We start from the raw sequence: 14,288 nt of genomic DNA on the forward strand, positions 1-14,288 counted from the left end.
CAAGAATTTTCGACGAAAATTCTTTCTAGGGCGCCCAATCGGGCGCCCTTGTTTCGTTCGGACCGATCTTCCACAGTTAACCTCAGGAGGAGATCGCATGGACACAGAATTCTCGAACTTCGTGACCACCGCCGAAGACCTGGAACGTCTCACCGGCGCGCCCCTGCCCCAAATCATCGCCAAGGAACTGCCTGCGCTGGATCAGATGTGCCGCGACTTCATCGCTGCTTCGCCCTTTTGCCTGATCGCCTCGGCCAATCCCGGCGGCCACCTGGACATCTCGCCGCGCGGCGACCCGGCAGGGTTTGTTGAGGTGCTCTCGGACACGCTGATCGCGATTCCGGATCGGCCCGGAAACAAGCGTGTCGATACGTTTCACAACGTCCTTGAGGACCCCCGCGTCAGTCTGATCTTTTTCGTTCCAGGCAAGATGGAGACCCTGCGCATTCGCGGAACCGCCCGGATCTGCGCTGATCCGAAACTGTTGAACGAAATGGCAATCCAGAAACACGCGCCCAAACTGGCCCTGCTGGTTCGGGTCGACACGGTCTTTGCCCATTGTCCAAAATGCGTCATCCGCGCAAACCTTTGGCAACCGGACGCATGGCCAGACTCATCACAGCTGCCGAACATGAATGCGATGATGGTCAAGCATGCCAAGATCAACAAAACGCCGGACGAATGGTTCGAAAGCCTGAAAGGGACGGGCGAACTGGATCTGTATTAACGGCTTTGAACATTGTGGGATGCGGCGTACCCTGATTCCAGCAGTTCATTTGAACGGATTTCACCGATGTTACGTTTTGCACTGATCCTTGCCTTTTCCCTGCCGACACTTGCAGCCGCCGCCCCCTGCGGAAACACCAGCAGCGGGTTTGAAGCTTGGAAACAGGATTTCGCGAAACAGGCGCGACGGGCGGGTGTTAAGAAAAAGGGACTGCAGGCGCTGGCGCAGACGCAATATGCCACCCGCACCATTGCAGCGGACCGTAATCAGAAGAGCTTCAAGTACTCGCTAGACAAATTCATGCGTGTGCGCGGGGCCGACACGATCGTCGCGCAGGGGCGCAAGCGTAAGGCGCGCAACCCGCAATTCTACGCCGCGCTTGAGCGTCAATATGGAGTGCCAAGCGGGATTCTGATTGCGATCCACGGAATGGAAACCGGCTTTGGGAACTTCATGGGCGACAGTCAGGTTGTGTCAGCAATAACCACTCTGGCCTATGATTGTCGCCGATCCGAGTTCTTTATCCCCCATGCCATCGGGGCGTTGAAACTGGTGGATCAAGGCAGCATTACGACCGCAACCAAGGGGGCCAAGCATGGCGAATTGGGGCATACTCAGTTCCTGCCCGGCAATGCGCTGGCCTTTGGCGTCGATGCTACGGGCGACGGTCAGGTGGATTTCTACAACATGACGGACGCGCTGGCCTCAACCGCCAATTTTCTGCGGCAAAAAGGCTGGAAACCGGGCCGTGGCTATCAGCCCGGGCAACCGAATTTCACGGTTATTCAGGAATGGAATGCCGCCACGGTCTACCAGCAGTCCATTGCGATTATGGCAACCCGAATCGACGGCTGATCTACGCCAGTTTTCGGCGGCAATGGACCTCAATACCGACACATTTCTGCCACAGACATTAAGTGGCCCCTAAAATGTCTAGGTTTCCATAGTGTAATCAATCCCTTCGATTTTTGATTTTTTTCCATTTTCGCCAAAATCTGCCCCAACTCGGTCGTTAACCTGTTTCTCAGACAAGCTACGACAAAGGACAGCGCAGTGAGCCCGAAGCACAACTATCATGGTGGTCTTCAGTTCGACGGTGAAACCGATGGCGAAATCGAACGGTTCGGCAGCATCGTAGCCGCGACCCTGCAGGATTACGGGCATCTGGTCGAACGCAAAAGCATGCTGAGCGACACCGAAGCCAGCATTGTCTGCAGCCAGTACCTGGTTCGCCTGACCCTTGACACGCAGGTTCCCGGCTCGGGCGACCGGTTTGAGCGCATGGATCGCGCCGCAGGTCTGAAAACCATGCAAAAGCAGGTCGCCACCCTGCCCAAAAACCGACTGACCGTCACAATCTCTCCCGTCTCTCCCCTGTTGGATGACAGCGAGATTTCCGAGCTGATGCTTGTGGTCATGCTGTACCGGATGGTCGATATCTGCGCCACGCGTCGTATTGAGTGGCTGTCGCCCAACACCGTACTGACCACCGAACAATTCATGAGCGCGTTCAACACGCTGACGCCTTCAAAACCACGAGACAGAAAACAGATTTTCGAGGCAGTGACAGGCCCCTTCGCGGGGCTGGACATCACTGAAACAGAAGACCTGGATGAGGCACAAAAACAGGCGCTGACACCAGCAGCCCGGCCGATCCAGCTGTCTGATGAGCAGTTGCTCAGCATCGCTTTTCGGACGGAACCTATCGAGCAGCCTAAGGATGAGGACGAAGACACGCCTCCCCTCGACCACGATAAGCCCAGCGATATCCTGCGACTGACCAGTTGGGGATTGACCGGTGCCGTGGCCAGCGTGTCCGTGCCCATCGCGGTCTCTGTGGCCGCTGTGAACCTGATAAAGGGTGAAGATTTTCGCCTGAACACTCAGGTACTTGCCTACACTGTTGCAATCTCCGCTCTCAGCACAAGCGGAGCATTTGCCGGCGTCGCCAGCGTGTTGGGCATGTAGCACTGAACCCTAAGACCCTCCTTGGAGGCCCCGCCATCAGGCGGGGTTTTCCATTTTGGGCAAGTCTTCAGCCTGCAAAACATATGTATGGATCGAAAATACTACCGCTTGTGTCTGCGGTAAGCGCAGCAGGGTTTGACGTTCGCTGCGCATGTATTGCGCGGCCCTCAGGTCACTGATGTCGCGCGGATCACTGGCACTGCGGGGTTGATACAGTTCAGCGTCCTCGTACCACAGCGCATTGAATCGCCACAGCGGGCGCTCCGGCTGTATCCCGTCGAACAGACGTTGCACACGGCGTGCGATATTGGGGTCATAACTGTCCACCCGATCATGTATGCCGATAAGCGGCCGCATGAATTTTTCCGACAGGCGCCAACTGGCTGGAAAGCACAGGATTGCCCCGGTCAGAACATGTTCCTCCCCTTGTTTCTGAAGAATGCAGAAATCCTCTTGCACAAGCAGGCACAGCGTCTCTAGCGGCTGATCCCGGTCGATCTGAATGCGCCGACCATCGGGCCGCACCACGTGATCGGTTGCACCCCCATAGGCGCACTCCAACACAAGCGCCAACAGCTCTTGCGCGGCGGGTTCAGCCCGTGAATCCATTGCCAGAACGTCTTTGCGATGAGCCCGCAGAATGTCTTCGCGCCTTTGCATCTGCCCGGCAAAGGCGTCATCGCGGTGCAACCAATCCTTCATATTGGCCGGTTGGATGCCGGGCAAAGGGCGCGGGTTTCGCGGATCATAGGGGATGGTTTTCTGGAGAATCTTCATGAGGGATGTATAGCATTTCGCCGCCGCGTCGTGGGTCGAAAACGACCGGCGCGCTGTCGCATATTCTCGGGACAACCAGCCGCTGATTCTTCATTCTGCCGCTCAGGCAGGGAGACCCACTATGAATCAACATTACCGTGACACCCGCAAAATCGACCCGTCCAGGGGCGAGACACTTGGCGACGGTACTCCGAACGAAAATGACCGGATTGAAATCGGTCCGACCCAGCTGGCCTTTGCAGAATGGGAGGCCGCGGGTCTGGTCCTTCCCGATCTGGCCCGCATGCGCGAGCACCGTTGGAAGCGCCTGACGCAGGCCATTGTGGATCGTGGCTATGGCGGGTTGCTGATGTTTGACCCGCTCAACATCCGGTACGCCACCGACAGCACCAATATGCAGCTGTGGAACACCCATAATCCGTTCCGCGCGGTGCTGCTGTGTGCTGACGGCTACATGGTTATCTGGGACTATAAGAACTCGCCCTTCCTGTCGACGTTCAACCCGCTGGTGCGCGAGCAGCGCTCGGGCGCGGACCTGTTCTATTTCGACCGGGGCGACAAGGTCGACGTGGCGGCGGATGTCTTCTCGAACGAAGTGCGCGTGCTGATCGAAGAACATAGCGGCGGCAACAAACGTCTGGCGGTTGACAAGATCATGCTGCACGGCCTGCGCGCGCTTGAGGCGCAAGGGTTCGAGATCATGGAGGGCGAAGAGGTCACCGAAAAGACCCGCGCCATCAAAGGCCCGGACGAGATTCTGGCCATGCGCTGCGCCAGCCACGCCTGCGAAACCGCCGTTGCCGAGATGGAGAAGTTTGCCCGCGCCAATGTGGGTGACGGCAAGACGTCCGAAGATGACATCTGGGCCGTTCTGCACGCTGAAAACATCCGCCGCGGTGGTGAGTGGATCGAAACCCGCCTGCTGGCCTCGGGTCAGCGCACTAACCCGTGGTTTCAGGAATGCGGTCCACGGATCACGCAACAAAATGAGATCATTGCCTTTGATACCGACCTGATCGGCTCATACGGGATCTGCATCGACATCTCGCGCACCTGGTGGATCGGGGATCAGAAGCCCCGCGCCGATATGGTCTATGCCATGCAGCACGCGCATGAACATATCATGGCTAACATGGAGATGCTGAAACCCGGCGTTACCATCCCCGAACTGACCGCCAATGCGCATAAGCTGGACGACAAGTTTCAGGCGCAGAAATATGGCTGCCTGATGCACGGTGTTGGTCTGTGTGATGAATGGCCGCTGGTTGCCTATCCGGATCAGGCGGTCGCGGGATCGTACGACTATGCGCTGGAACCCGGCATGATTCTGTGTGTCGAAGCCGCCGTCGGCGAGGTTGGCGGCGACTTCTCGATTAAGCTGGAAGATCAGGTTCTGATCACCGAGGATGGGTATGAAAACCTCACCACCTATCCGTTCGACCCGCAACTTATGGGTCAGGAATAAGCGGCCTAGTCCGGCCAGGTTGAACGCCGGACATTCCCGTGCCAGTCTTCGGATTGAATGGCAGCCTCGATTTCGGTCGGGACTGCCATTTTCCATTCATGCCCCAGGGCAAAGCCAAGCACTCCGGTCAGGGCAATGATGATCAGCAGATCAGGGCGGAAAACAACGCCACGCGGGGCGGATGCGGTATGGGACATTGGGGCCTCCTTGGCTCGTCAGGTGTGATAGCGACAAGATGGGGCCTGATTTAAAATAATTAAAACGAATATTTGAGTGTGTATTCATCACCAAATTTGAACATTTATACTCGCGGTCTCATTGATTAAAATGTGTAGTTTCCACTCACCTTCCCGTGACGCATCCTACATTGGGGTTGAGCAACCAGCCGGAAATAAACACTATTACACTCATCCCGACACGTAAGGAATGGCCATGCCCACCGAACGCATTACTTTTGCCGGTCACGACGGCAACCAACTGGCTGCGCGCCTTGATCTGCCGGATGGGCCGGTTCTGTCTACTGCGTTGTTTGCGCACTGCTTTACCTGTTCCAAGGATATTCCAGCGGCCCGTCGGGTCGCGGCGCGCCTTGCTGCGATGGGCATCGCGGTGCTGCGGTTTGACTTTACCGGACTGGGTCATTCGGGGGGTGAGTTTGCCAACACTACATTTACGTCAAATGTCGATGACCTGATTGCCGCTGCGCAGTATCTGGCAGGCCGCGACATGGCCCCGTCGCTACTGATCGGCCACTCGCTGGGCGGAGCTGCCGTTTTACGCGCACGCGCGGGCATCCCCAGCGTAAAGGCCGTGGTGACACTGGGTGCGCCCGCCGATCCCGGTCACGTATCCCATCATTTTGCGGACGCCCTGCCCGAGATCGAGCAGGAGGGATCGGCCGAGGTGATGTTGGGCGGTCGTCCCTTCCGCATCGGCAAGGCTTTTGTCGACGATATTTCGGAATCCGCCCTGACACCTGCGATTGCCGATCTCAAGGCTGCGCTTCTGATCCTGCATGCACCACGTGATGAGACCGTCAGCATCGACAATGCCAGCACGATCTTTCTGGCGGCCAAGCATCCCAAAAGCTTTGTGACACTGGACGACGCCGATCATCTGATCACGCGCGCCGCAGACGCGGAGTATGCGGCGGATGTGATTGCGGCCTGGGTCGGGCGTTATATCCCTCTGTGCCCTCCGGCCCCGCCTCCGGGCGCACCCGAAGGCGTCGTGCGCGTGACCGAGGCGGATGCGGCAGGGTTCCTGCAGGATATTCAATCCGGCCCCCGTCACCACGCGGTTGCGGATGAACCTGAATCCTACGGCGGCACGGACAAAGGTATGTCGCCTTATGGGTTCGTCTCTTCGGGACTGGGCGCGTGCACATCAATGACGATCCGCATGTATGCCCGGCGCAAAAGATGGCCGCTGACCGGTGTTACCGTGGATGTCTGCCACAACAAGGTCCACGCGCAGGATGCTGGCCTTGTCGGCGAGGGCAAAATCGACCAGTTCCGACGCAAGATACGCCTTGAGGGTCCGCTGGATCAGGAACAGCGGGACCGGCTGTTGGAAATCGCCGACAAATGCCCGGTTCACAAAACGCTTGAGGGATCTGCCCATATCACAACCGAGCTGTTGACCTGACCCCTTACCGGCGCGGGCGTCCTGCCGGGCGATGGATCGGCGGACGCGCCGCCGGGGGTCGGGCGACCGGAGGACGTGGTCGTGCGGGCGGTTTCGCTACCGGCGGTTTTGGCCGCGCGGGCGGCTTGCCCACAGGGGGATTTGGCCGCGCCGGGGGGCGTCCTTCGGGTGGTCTGGGACGCACCGGGCGGTCCACGTCAATATCCACGTCGACATCGTGGTAATAGTCGTTCCACAGCATCGAGTCGTAGAACGGATCATACCCGTACCCGACACCCACCGTGACACCGTCACAGGCCGTCAAAGAAAAGCTTGCCGCACCAAGGCCCAAAGTAAGCACCAGACGTTTGATAGGTTTGGTTACCATCTGCATGTTTCCTTACCGCTGGGCCCGAAACGACGTGAAAACGTCATTCAGAACATCGACATACGCCGGATCGGCCCCTTCGCGCAGGATGGCGACCACCACTGCGACGCGGTTATTGGGAAGGTCGATAACCGTGGCGGTAAAGTTGATCCCGCGCCCGTCACGCGTACCGGTGCCACGGATCACCTTGGCAGGCAGTCCCCCGATGCGCGTGTCCGACGTACCCGTCACAGTCGGTTCCTGAACAAGGAACTTGTCGATATCGCCGAGATACCGCAGCCCGCCCTCGATCGACGCGACCCCTGCGGGCGAAACGAATCCCATCCAGACATTGTCATCCGTGACCGGTTTGATCCCCATGACCCGCGCCACCGCGCGCAGATCGCCAAGCTCTGTATCCTCAATCTCACGCGGGCCGCCTGTGCGCACCGCCCAGAAGTCCGGAACCGCAAAGCTGAAAAGCACACGGCCTGCATCTGTATAAGTGACCGGCGTCTCAGCCAAGGCGGGTGCGGTTGCACCAATCCAAAGCGCCGCGCAGGACGCCAGGGTTGGGCCAGATAAAATACGCATATCTCAATAACCTGATGATTTGTTTGACATCAGATTGCCCGGTTTGGGTCAGTGTTGTCCAGTATCTCATTCATCTTGCAACAAAAAACCCGCGCCGGGATCGCTCCGGGCGCGGGTTTGTCTGAACAGAATTATCGGAAATCAGGTCCGGGCGTCACCGATCAGTTTCCAGACTGCAGGGATCAGCAGCGCGGCCAGAGCCAGCTTGATCGCATCCCCCAGCAGGAACGGTGTCAGACCCCATTCCAGGATCGGTTTGTCCCAGCCATACAGCTGACCCAGCCACAGCAGGCCGGGGACATAGATCAAAACGTTTGCCAGAACCAGCGCCAGCGCCAATTTGCCAACCGAACGGTCCCAGCCACGCGCTGCCAGCGCACCCAGCAGGACAGTTGCCATCAGGTAACCCACCAGGTAACCGCCGGTGCCGCCCATCATGTAGGTCAGGCCAAATTTCTCGGCCGAAGAGCCCGCGAACACGTCAAAGCCCAGCGCGCCGACCAACAGGTAGCCCAGCATCGTCACCAGACCAAGGCGTGCACCATAGGCTGTGCCGATGGTCAGAACGGCAAAGGTGCCCATCGTAATCGGAACAGGCCACATCGGCACTTTGATCTTCGCAGCAACGGCCAGAACAACAATGCCCAGTGCGACCAGAGCCGCTTGCTTGACGCGCAGTGCAGTGCCCTCGCGCGGGCCAAAGGCGTTGGCCAGTACGTTTGCATTCATTTTCACTTCTCCCCATTCGGAACGGAATTTTGTGAAAGCAATGCCCTTTAAGGGCACTCACTTCAAGTTGATTACGCTATCTTAGAACAAATTCCGTGTCCATTTCATAGGATTTACGCGGCCCCGAGACGATCCAGCGCACGCTCCAGCGGGGCCAGCCCGAGAAATCATACTCGGCATCATAGCTGTCGGGGGCGCAATCATGATGGTCAGTGGCCCGATCCGATCCCAGTTTCAGGCCGTGAAAGTAGCGCCCGTCATCGAAATGGACCGCGATCCGATCCCCCGCGCCACGCCACAGGTAGCGTCGGGTGCCCTTCATCTCGGCCTGTCCGGGGATGCGCAGGATGACCTCTTCGTCATAGATCAACCCATCGTCCGTGCGGTGCAGATGAGCGACCCCATCGGCCTGCACAACCTGCCCTGCCCGCGCGTCGCGTATGGTGCGTGTCAGGGACCAGCGTCCTTCGAAATCTGACAGGGTTTGCGGCAGGGTCATTCCGTAAACGCACCGTCTGTTCGAGCACCCTGATTGTCTATGAACCGGATGACATCGCCCGATCGCTGCACATCATAGCAAGCCCACAGCGACGATGGCGGCCAGACCGAGCAATACTGCTCCCCCCGCACCGCCCAACGTCCGGCGCTTGGACCGCCCGAGAAATAGTCGGTCACCCCTGAGGCATCAAATGTCTGCCAGACATCCGCGCCATAACCCAGCTTGCGCCCGGTCAACGCCTGCTGAATCTCATCCCCGCTCAGCGGTCGAAACTCTTCCGCTGCCAGAAAACCGGGGAAAAGCGCTAAAATCAGGGCAAACCGTCTCATATGCACACTCACACCTTGTTCCTGTGGCGGGTCAGGTTTAAACCGCGCCGCATCGATCTCTGCCAAATCACAATAAGGTCCCGCCGCCAATGATTCCACGTTATTCCCGCCCCGAGATGGTTGCCATCTGGTCGCCCGAAAGCAAGTTCCGCATCTGGTACGAGATTGAGGCCCATGCCTGCGACGCGATGGCCGATCTGGGCGTGATCCCGCGCGAAAACGCTGAGGCCGTGTGGAAGGCCAAGGATGTGGAATTCGACGTGGCGCGTATTGATGAGATCGAGGCCGTCACCAAGCACGACGTCATCGCCTTTCTGACCCATCTGGCTGAGCATGTCGGCAGCGAAGAGGCGCGCTTTGTCCATCAGGGCATGACTTCATCGGACGTGCTGGACACCTGCCTGAATGTGCAATTGACCCGTGCCGCCGACCTGCTGATTGCCGATCTAGAAGGTCTGCTGGCCGCCCTGAAACGCCGTGCGATCGAACACAAAGATACTGTCCGCATCGGCCGCAGCCACGGCATCCACGCCGAGCCCACCACCATGGGTCTCACCTTCGCCCGTTTTTACGCCGAGATGGACCGCAACCTGTCCCGCATGCGCGACGCGCGGGCCGAAATTGCCACTGGCGCAATCAGCGGCGCGGTTGGCACCTTCGCCAATATCGATCCGGCGGTCGAAGAACATGTTTGCGACAAGCTGGGCCTCGTGCCCGAGCCGATCAGCACGCAGGTCATCCCGCGCGACCGTCACGCAGCCTTCTTTGCGACGCTGGGTGTCATCGCCAGCAGCATCGAAAACATCGCCATCGAAATCCGCCACATGCAGCGGACCGAGGTGCTGGAAGGGGCCGAGTTCTTCTCGATGGGCCAAAAGGGCTCGTCTGCCATGCCGCACAAGAAGAACCCGGTCCTGACCGAGAACCTGACCGGTCTAGCGCGCATGGTGCGTGCAGCGGTGATCCCGGCGATGGAGAACGTGGCGCTGTGGCACGAACGTGACATCTCGCATTCCTCGGTGGAACGCATGATTGGGCCGGACGCCACGATCACTCTGGATTTTGCGCTGGCCCGTCTCACCGGTGTGATCGACAAGATGTTGATCTTTCCCGAGAACATGCTTGAAAACATGAATAAATTCCCTGGTCTGGTCATGAGCCAGCGGGTGCTTCTGGCGCTGACCCAAGCCGGTGTCAGCCGCGAGGATGCGTACGCCATGGTTCAGCGCAACGCGCTGAAGGTCTGGGAACACCGCACCGATTTCAAACAGGAGCTTTTGGCCGACGCCGATGTTACCGCCGCCCTCAGCCCTGCAGAAATCGAAGAGAAATTCGACCTTGGTTATCACACCAAGCATGTCGACACGATCTTTGCCCGCGTCTTCGGCGAGTAACCCGAGCGACCGCCCCGGCCCTTCGCAAAGATTTTTCGTCGAAAAATCTTGGGCCGGGTGCGAAACCCGCGCGAAAGAAACAGAAAAGACGAAAATTTTTCCTACTTGTGAATAAAAGCGAGCCTGCGGTTGTTAGCTTTTTATCGGATCACGCTATGCTTGGTCTAAGCAGCCCAGAGAACGGAGTAGGAAAATGCGTCTCGTACTAGCTTCTGCCATTGCCCTTCAGGCCCTTGTCTTCACCCCGGCCGTCTATGCCGCAGGCGGCGGTGGCAGCACCGCCCCGAAGCCAACCAATACAACCAAGAAATGCCTGTTTGGCCGCGTTTATGACAAAGAGGCCGGGCGGTGCGTCAAGCCGGACAAAACCAACTTTTCCCAAGACGAACTCTATGAGGCCGTCCGCGAGCTGGCCTATGACGGACAGCTTGAGAACGCGCAGAACATTCTGCGTATCATGGATCAGGACGACGATCGCGTTCTGACCTATTGGGGCTTTACCTACCGCAAAATGGGTGAGCTTGAGCTGGCGAATGTCTTCTACAACAACGCCATCGAAGCCAACCCCGACAACATCCTTGCCCGCAGCTATATGGGTCAGGGTTTCGTGACCGAGGGCAAAACCGATCTGGCCATCGAACAATGGCGCGAGATCAAGGCCCGCGGTGGAGAAGGCACTTGGGCCGAGGCGTCGCTGCGCGAGGCTATCCGCACCGGGCTGACCTTTAACTACTAAGCTTCAGCCTTTCTTTACCCGACTCTCCGTAATCTGCCTGTGGAACAGAACTTTGGCACCACAGGCAGATGCAGGACACACATTCATTGGTACAGGTGGCACCGGGGGCAGCTCCGGTACACGATCTCAAAGACGACGCCCCCCGTGTCGTACCCCGCGCGCTCAGCAATCGGCAAAAGGCTGCGGTCGTTGTCCGGCTGTTGCTGAACGAAGGCGCTGACATCCCACTGGAAGAACTGCCTGACGAGCTGCAGGAAAAATTGACCCATCAACTGGGGCAGATGGGGCTGGTCGATCGGATTACGCTGGACGCCGTGGCCCATGAATTTGCCGAGGCGCTGGATGGAATCGGGCTGTCTTTTCCCCATGGTCTTGCCGGGGCGCTGGATGCGGTGGATGGCAAGATCGCACCCGCCACAGCCGCGCGGTTGCGCAAGGTGGCCGGTGTGCGGCAAATCGGTGATCCTTGGCAACGACTGCGCGATATCCCCGCCGAAGATCTGGCCGCGATGGCTCAGGCCGAAAGCACCGAAATTGCTGCCGTCATGCTGTCGAAACTGGACACCGCCAAGGCGGCTGAGCTTTTGGGGCATCTGCCCGGCCCCATCGCGCGCCGGATCACCTATGCCGTTTCCAAAACCGCCAATGTCACGCCCGAAGCCGTGGAACGGATTGGCTGGTCCTTGGCTGCGCAACTGGACCAAAGGCCCTCGCTTGCCTTTGCCGATGGGCCCGGTGCGCGGCTTGGATCGATCCTGAATCAATCCGCCGCCTCGACCCGCGACGGTGTTCTGTCTGCGCTGGACGAAGAGGATTCGGATTTCGCCAGCGTCGTGCGCCGCTCGATCTTTACCTATGCGCATATTCCGGCTCGGATTTTGCCGCGCGACGTCCCGGCAATTCTGCGCGGTGTGGATCAGGCGGATCTGGTGACGGCCTTGGCGGGCTCATCGGCCGAGGATGATCAGGCCGCGACGGAATTCCTGCTGTCCAACATGTCCACCCGCATGGCCGACAATTTGCGGGAAGAGATCGGCGAGCGCGGTAAGGTCAAACAATCAGACGCCGAAGTCGCCATGACGCTGATCGTCGGGGCCATTCGCACCCTTGTGGATGACGGAACCATCACGCTGGTCGACGAAGACGGGGAAGACTGACATACCATTGGAGCGCTTGTGATCGGGGAATGCGCCTTGTATGTCTGGCCTCCGAACATCAACAGCCGGTGAGACCAGATCATGCCCGTCGAAAAGTCGGAGCTCAGCCGCGGGGCGCTTCGGAAATACTATGTCACCGGCCTGTTTCTGAAGGGCGTGATCGGGGCGATGCGCCTGTTGCCCTATGAACGTCGGATCGCTGCGATGGGGGCTATTGTGCGCTCTCTTGCGCCATTGGTCGGCTTTACCGAGCGCGTGCGCAAGAACCTGAAACTGACCTGCCCCGAATTGTCCGATGCTGAGGTCAAGCGCATCTGCCGCGATGTCCCCGACAATGCGGGGCGCGCGATCATGGAGCATTTCTCGCCCGAAGGGTTCACGGAACGTCAAAGCACGGCCAAGGTCTCAGGCCCGGGCATCGCAGCATTTGATGCCGCTTTGGCAGAAGGACGCCCGGTGATGATGATCACCGCCCATTTCGGGCATTACCTGGCCGCCCGGATCGCCCTGCAAGCCCGCAGCGGCCAGCCCATCGGTTGCCTGTACCGTCGCATGGCCAACCCCTATTTCAACGACGCCTATGTCGAGGCGTTCTACAAAACCGGCGCACCCATGTTCGAACAGGGGCGCCGCGGCATGGTGGAAATGGTCCGGTCCCTGAAAAAGGGCGGCATTATTGCCATCGTGTCAGACCTGCATGCCCATGGCGGGGAAGAGCTGACCTTTTTCGGCAAACCCGCCGTCACCTCGGTTCTGAATGCCGAACTGGCGATCAAGTACAATGCGGTCCTGATCCCCTGCTATGCGGTGCGTCAGCCCAACGGCATCGATTTTGAGATCGTTCTGCATGACCCGGTGGAGCATACCGATCCCAAAACCATGACCCAATTCACAAATGATGATCTTGAGGCCATGGTTCGGCAGCATATGGGTCAGTGGTTCTGGATTCACCGCCGGTGGAAGGCATGGAACGGGCTGGGGGTTCAGCCCGAGGATATGCCCTGATCACTTGACCTTAGTGGCGGCAACAATCGGGCCATGCCCGACCTTTTGCACCAGAACAACAGCTGGCAGGTCCGAGTTGAGCTCGGCAGAAAACGCTTGCGGAGCAGCGCCGTCCCACTGCCCTGCCACCTGCCAGGATTCGACGACATTAGCATAGTCCAACTCATGCCCCGCCAGCTCGCCCCGGCGGATCGAGGCATGGCGCATGGGCGAATACTGAACCACGCGCACTTCGAATGTCGCCCCCTCAGGCAGCTCAACCGGCGTGACCTCAACCGTCACCTCGTTGCCAGAGCGTGAGGCCGTGACCTCGGCCTCGGGGGCCGCAGTCAGATGGGCATCAATGATACGTTCAAGCTCTTGCGATTGCGCGCCGACCACGTCTTGCTGACCATTGATCACCATCTGTGGCGTATAGATCATCGACCGCCCGCCCTGCCGCGCATAGGCGCGTTGGCGCTGGGTATGAGAGGGTTTGGCGTATTCATCCTCCCACCCGATATAGTCCCAATAATCCACATGCAGGGCCAGTCCGATCACATCGTCACGCTTGGCCAATTCGTGCATAAGCTTGTCCGCTGGCGGGCAGGATGAACACCCTTGTGACGTAAACAGCTCGATCACCACGGGATCACTTTCTGCTGCTACCGGGGCAGTCAGGGCAAGAGAAAGCGCAGTTGCGATGGCGGCGGATCTGATCATGTGTGACCTCGGGCTGATAACTTTTCTGTCTGAAACCTATAAGATGCCTGAATGGTGTAACCGCTTTCCGCTTCACCCACCAATCAAGGTTTCTTGAGACTTTATGTTACTTGCTCTTGATTTGTATACTTTTGCATACAAATCAAGAGCAAGGCACCTTAACCTTGAACCAACCGCAATCATGCGACAGAAAACTCATAGCGAATCCCAACA

The 14,288-nt window shown here is 58.6% G+C and carries 17 protein-coding genes; 9 read left to right on the top strand and 8 right to left on the bottom strand.

Annotated features, from left to right (window positions below; all coding sequences use genetic code 11):
• Nucleotides 1-97: 97 nt before the first annotated feature.
• The 3 genes from ACRZ94_RS07760 to ACRZ94_RS07770 all read left to right on the top strand — a co-directional run bounded on the left by ACRZ94_RS07760 (nt 98) and on the right by ACRZ94_RS07770 (nt 2,695).
• Nucleotides 98-727, top strand: a complete 630-nt coding sequence (locus tag ACRZ94_RS07760; protein WP_480651980.1) for an MSMEG_1061 family FMN-dependent PPOX-type flavoprotein — start codon at nt 98-100, stop codon at nt 725-727.
• Between the two features lie 66 nt (nt 728-793).
• Nucleotides 794-1,582, top strand: coding sequence for a lytic murein transglycosylase (locus ACRZ94_RS07765; RefSeq protein ID WP_480651982.1), 789 nt, complete (start codon nt 794-796; stop codon nt 1,580-1,582).
• 198 nt (nt 1,583-1,780) lie between these two features.
• On the top strand, nt 1,781-2,695 hold the full coding sequence (locus ACRZ94_RS07770) for a hypothetical protein (protein WP_480797053.1): 915 nt from the start codon (nt 1,781-1,783) through the stop codon (nt 2,693-2,695).
• Between the two features lie 36 nt (nt 2,696-2,731).
• Here the strand turns inward: ACRZ94_RS07770 and ACRZ94_RS07775 are convergent, their stop codons facing one another.
• A complete protein-coding gene (locus tag ACRZ94_RS07775) occupies nt 2,732-3,472 on the bottom strand; it encodes a heme-dependent oxidative N-demethylase family protein (RefSeq protein WP_480797054.1) in 741 nt (246 codons plus the stop codon).
• Nucleotides 3,473-3,593: 121 nt separating this feature from the next.
• On the opposite strand from ACRZ94_RS07775, the gene dddP reads away from it, so the two are divergent.
• Nucleotides 3,594-4,937 carry a dimethylsulfonioproprionate lyase DddP gene (gene dddP / locus ACRZ94_RS07780; RefSeq protein ID WP_480797055.1) on the top strand — a complete coding sequence of 448 codons (1,344 nt, stop codon included), beginning with the start codon at nt 3,594-3,596 and terminating at the stop codon, nt 4,935-4,937.
• 5 nt (nt 4,938-4,942) lie between these two features.
• On the opposite strand, the gene ACRZ94_RS07785 is transcribed toward dddP, so the two are convergent.
• On the bottom strand, nt 4,943-5,134 hold the full coding sequence (locus ACRZ94_RS07785; RefSeq protein WP_480797056.1) for a hypothetical protein: 192 nt from the start codon (nt 5,132-5,134) through the stop codon (nt 4,943-4,945).
• Between the two features lie 235 nt (nt 5,135-5,369).
• Here ACRZ94_RS07785 and ACRZ94_RS07790 point away from each other — a divergent pair, with 235 nt between their 5' ends.
• Nucleotides 5,370-6,584, top strand: a complete 1,215-nt coding sequence (locus ACRZ94_RS07790) for a bifunctional alpha/beta hydrolase/OsmC family protein (protein ID WP_480797057.1) — start codon at nt 5,370-5,372, stop codon at nt 6,582-6,584.
• A gap of 4 nt (nt 6,585-6,588) precedes the next feature.
• Here the strand turns inward: ACRZ94_RS07790 and ACRZ94_RS07795 are convergent, their stop codons facing one another.
• The 5 genes from ACRZ94_RS07795 to ACRZ94_RS07815 all read right to left on the bottom strand — a co-directional run bounded on the left by ACRZ94_RS07795 (nt 6,589) and on the right by ACRZ94_RS07815 (nt 9,081).
• Nucleotides 6,589-6,951, bottom strand: a complete 363-nt coding sequence (locus tag ACRZ94_RS07795) for a hypothetical protein (RefSeq protein ID WP_480651994.1) — start codon at nt 6,949-6,951, stop codon at nt 6,589-6,591.
• A gap of 12 nt (nt 6,952-6,963) precedes the next feature.
• Entirely contained in the window at nt 6,964-7,524 is a 561-nt protein-coding gene (locus ACRZ94_RS07800) for a hypothetical protein (protein WP_480651996.1), read from the bottom strand.
• A 141-nt stretch (nt 7,525-7,665) separates the two neighbouring features.
• Nucleotides 7,666-8,253: a biotin transporter BioY gene (locus tag ACRZ94_RS07805; protein ID WP_480651998.1), complete on the bottom strand. Its 588-nt coding sequence runs from the start codon at nt 8,251-8,253 to the stop codon at nt 7,666-7,668.
• 76 nt (nt 8,254-8,329) lie between these two features.
• Nucleotides 8,330-8,752, bottom strand: coding sequence for a DUF6314 family protein (locus tag ACRZ94_RS07810; protein ID WP_480797058.1), 423 nt, complete (start codon nt 8,750-8,752; stop codon nt 8,330-8,332).
• Entirely contained in the window at nt 8,749-9,081 is a 333-nt protein-coding gene (locus ACRZ94_RS07815) for a hypothetical protein (protein WP_480652002.1), read from the bottom strand. Before ACRZ94_RS07815 ends, ACRZ94_RS07810 begins: the two co-directional genes overlap by 4 nt.
• Before the next feature lie 89 nt (nt 9,082-9,170).
• On the opposite strand from ACRZ94_RS07815, the gene purB reads away from it, so the two are divergent.
• The 4 genes from purB to ACRZ94_RS07835 all read left to right on the top strand — a co-directional run bounded on the left by purB (nt 9,171) and on the right by ACRZ94_RS07835 (nt 13,373).
• Nucleotides 9,171-10,475 (top strand): adenylosuccinate lyase, encoded by a 1,305-nt coding sequence (purB, locus tag ACRZ94_RS07820; protein WP_480797059.1) that lies wholly within the window; start codon nt 9,171-9,173, stop codon nt 10,473-10,475.
• Between the two features lie 193 nt (nt 10,476-10,668).
• A complete protein-coding gene (locus ACRZ94_RS07825; protein WP_480652006.1) occupies nt 10,669-11,211 on the top strand; it encodes a tetratricopeptide repeat protein in 543 nt (180 codons plus the stop codon).
• 68 nt (nt 11,212-11,279) lie between these two features.
• A complete protein-coding gene (locus ACRZ94_RS07830) occupies nt 11,280-12,368 on the top strand; it encodes a flagellar motor switch protein FliG (protein WP_480797060.1) in 1,089 nt (362 codons plus the stop codon).
• Nucleotides 12,369-12,449: 81 nt separating this feature from the next.
• Complete coding sequence (locus ACRZ94_RS07835; protein WP_480652010.1) at nt 12,450-13,373, top strand: lysophospholipid acyltransferase family protein; 924 nt, start codon at nt 12,450-12,452, stop codon at nt 13,371-13,373.
• Here the strand turns inward: ACRZ94_RS07835 and ACRZ94_RS07840 are convergent, their stop codons facing one another.
• Nucleotides 13,374-14,075, bottom strand: a complete 702-nt coding sequence (locus ACRZ94_RS07840) for a DUF1223 domain-containing protein (RefSeq protein WP_480652013.1) — start codon at nt 14,073-14,075, stop codon at nt 13,374-13,376.
• Nucleotides 14,076-14,288 lie beyond the last annotated feature (213 nt).

This window comes from Ruegeria sp. CH10 (genome assembly GCF_056537125.1).

Bases quoted from the DNA above. Each gene is read 5' to 3' on its own strand.
- ACRZ94_RS07760 (WP_480651980.1), top strand. From the start codon at position 98: ATGGACACAGAATTCTCGAACTTCGTGACCACCGCCGAAGACCTGGAA.
- ACRZ94_RS07765 (WP_480651982.1), top strand. From the start codon at position 794: ATGTTACGTTTTGCACTGATCCTTGCCTTTTCCCTGCCGACACTTGCA.
- ACRZ94_RS07775 (WP_480797054.1), bottom strand. From the start codon at position 3,472: ATGAAGATTCTCCAGAAAACCATCCCCTATGATCCGCGAAACCCGCGC.
- dddP (WP_480797055.1), top strand. From the start codon at position 3,594: ATGAATCAACATTACCGTGACACCCGCAAAATCGACCCGTCCAGGGGC.
- ACRZ94_RS07785 (WP_480797056.1), bottom strand. From the start codon at position 5,134: ATGTCCCATACCGCATCCGCCCCGCGTGGCGTTGTTTTCCGCCCTGAT.
- ACRZ94_RS07790 (WP_480797057.1), top strand. From the start codon at position 5,370: ATGCCCACCGAACGCATTACTTTTGCCGGTCACGACGGCAACCAACTG.
- ACRZ94_RS07795 (WP_480651994.1), bottom strand. From the start codon at position 6,951: ATGGTAACCAAACCTATCAAACGTCTGGTGCTTACTTTGGGCCTTGGT.
- ACRZ94_RS07800 (WP_480651996.1), bottom strand. From the start codon at position 7,524: ATGCGTATTTTATCTGGCCCAACCCTGGCGTCCTGCGCGGCGCTTTGG.
- ACRZ94_RS07805 (WP_480651998.1), bottom strand. From the start codon at position 8,253: ATGAATGCAAACGTACTGGCCAACGCCTTTGGCCCGCGCGAGGGCACT.
- ACRZ94_RS07810 (WP_480797058.1), bottom strand. From the start codon at position 8,752: ATGACCCTGCCGCAAACCCTGTCAGATTTCGAAGGACGCTGGTCCCTG.
- ACRZ94_RS07815 (WP_480652002.1), bottom strand. From the start codon at position 9,081: ATGAGACGGTTTGCCCTGATTTTAGCGCTTTTCCCCGGTTTTCTGGCA.
- purB (WP_480797059.1), top strand. From the start codon at position 9,171: ATGATTCCACGTTATTCCCGCCCCGAGATGGTTGCCATCTGGTCGCCC.
- ACRZ94_RS07825 (WP_480652006.1), top strand. From the start codon at position 10,669: ATGCGTCTCGTACTAGCTTCTGCCATTGCCCTTCAGGCCCTTGTCTTC.
- ACRZ94_RS07830 (WP_480797060.1), top strand. From the start codon at position 11,280: ATGCAGGACACACATTCATTGGTACAGGTGGCACCGGGGGCAGCTCCG.
- ACRZ94_RS07835 (WP_480652010.1), top strand. From the start codon at position 12,450: ATGCCCGTCGAAAAGTCGGAGCTCAGCCGCGGGGCGCTTCGGAAATAC.
- ACRZ94_RS07840 (WP_480652013.1), bottom strand. From the start codon at position 14,075: ATGATCAGATCCGCCGCCATCGCAACTGCGCTTTCTCTTGCCCTGACT.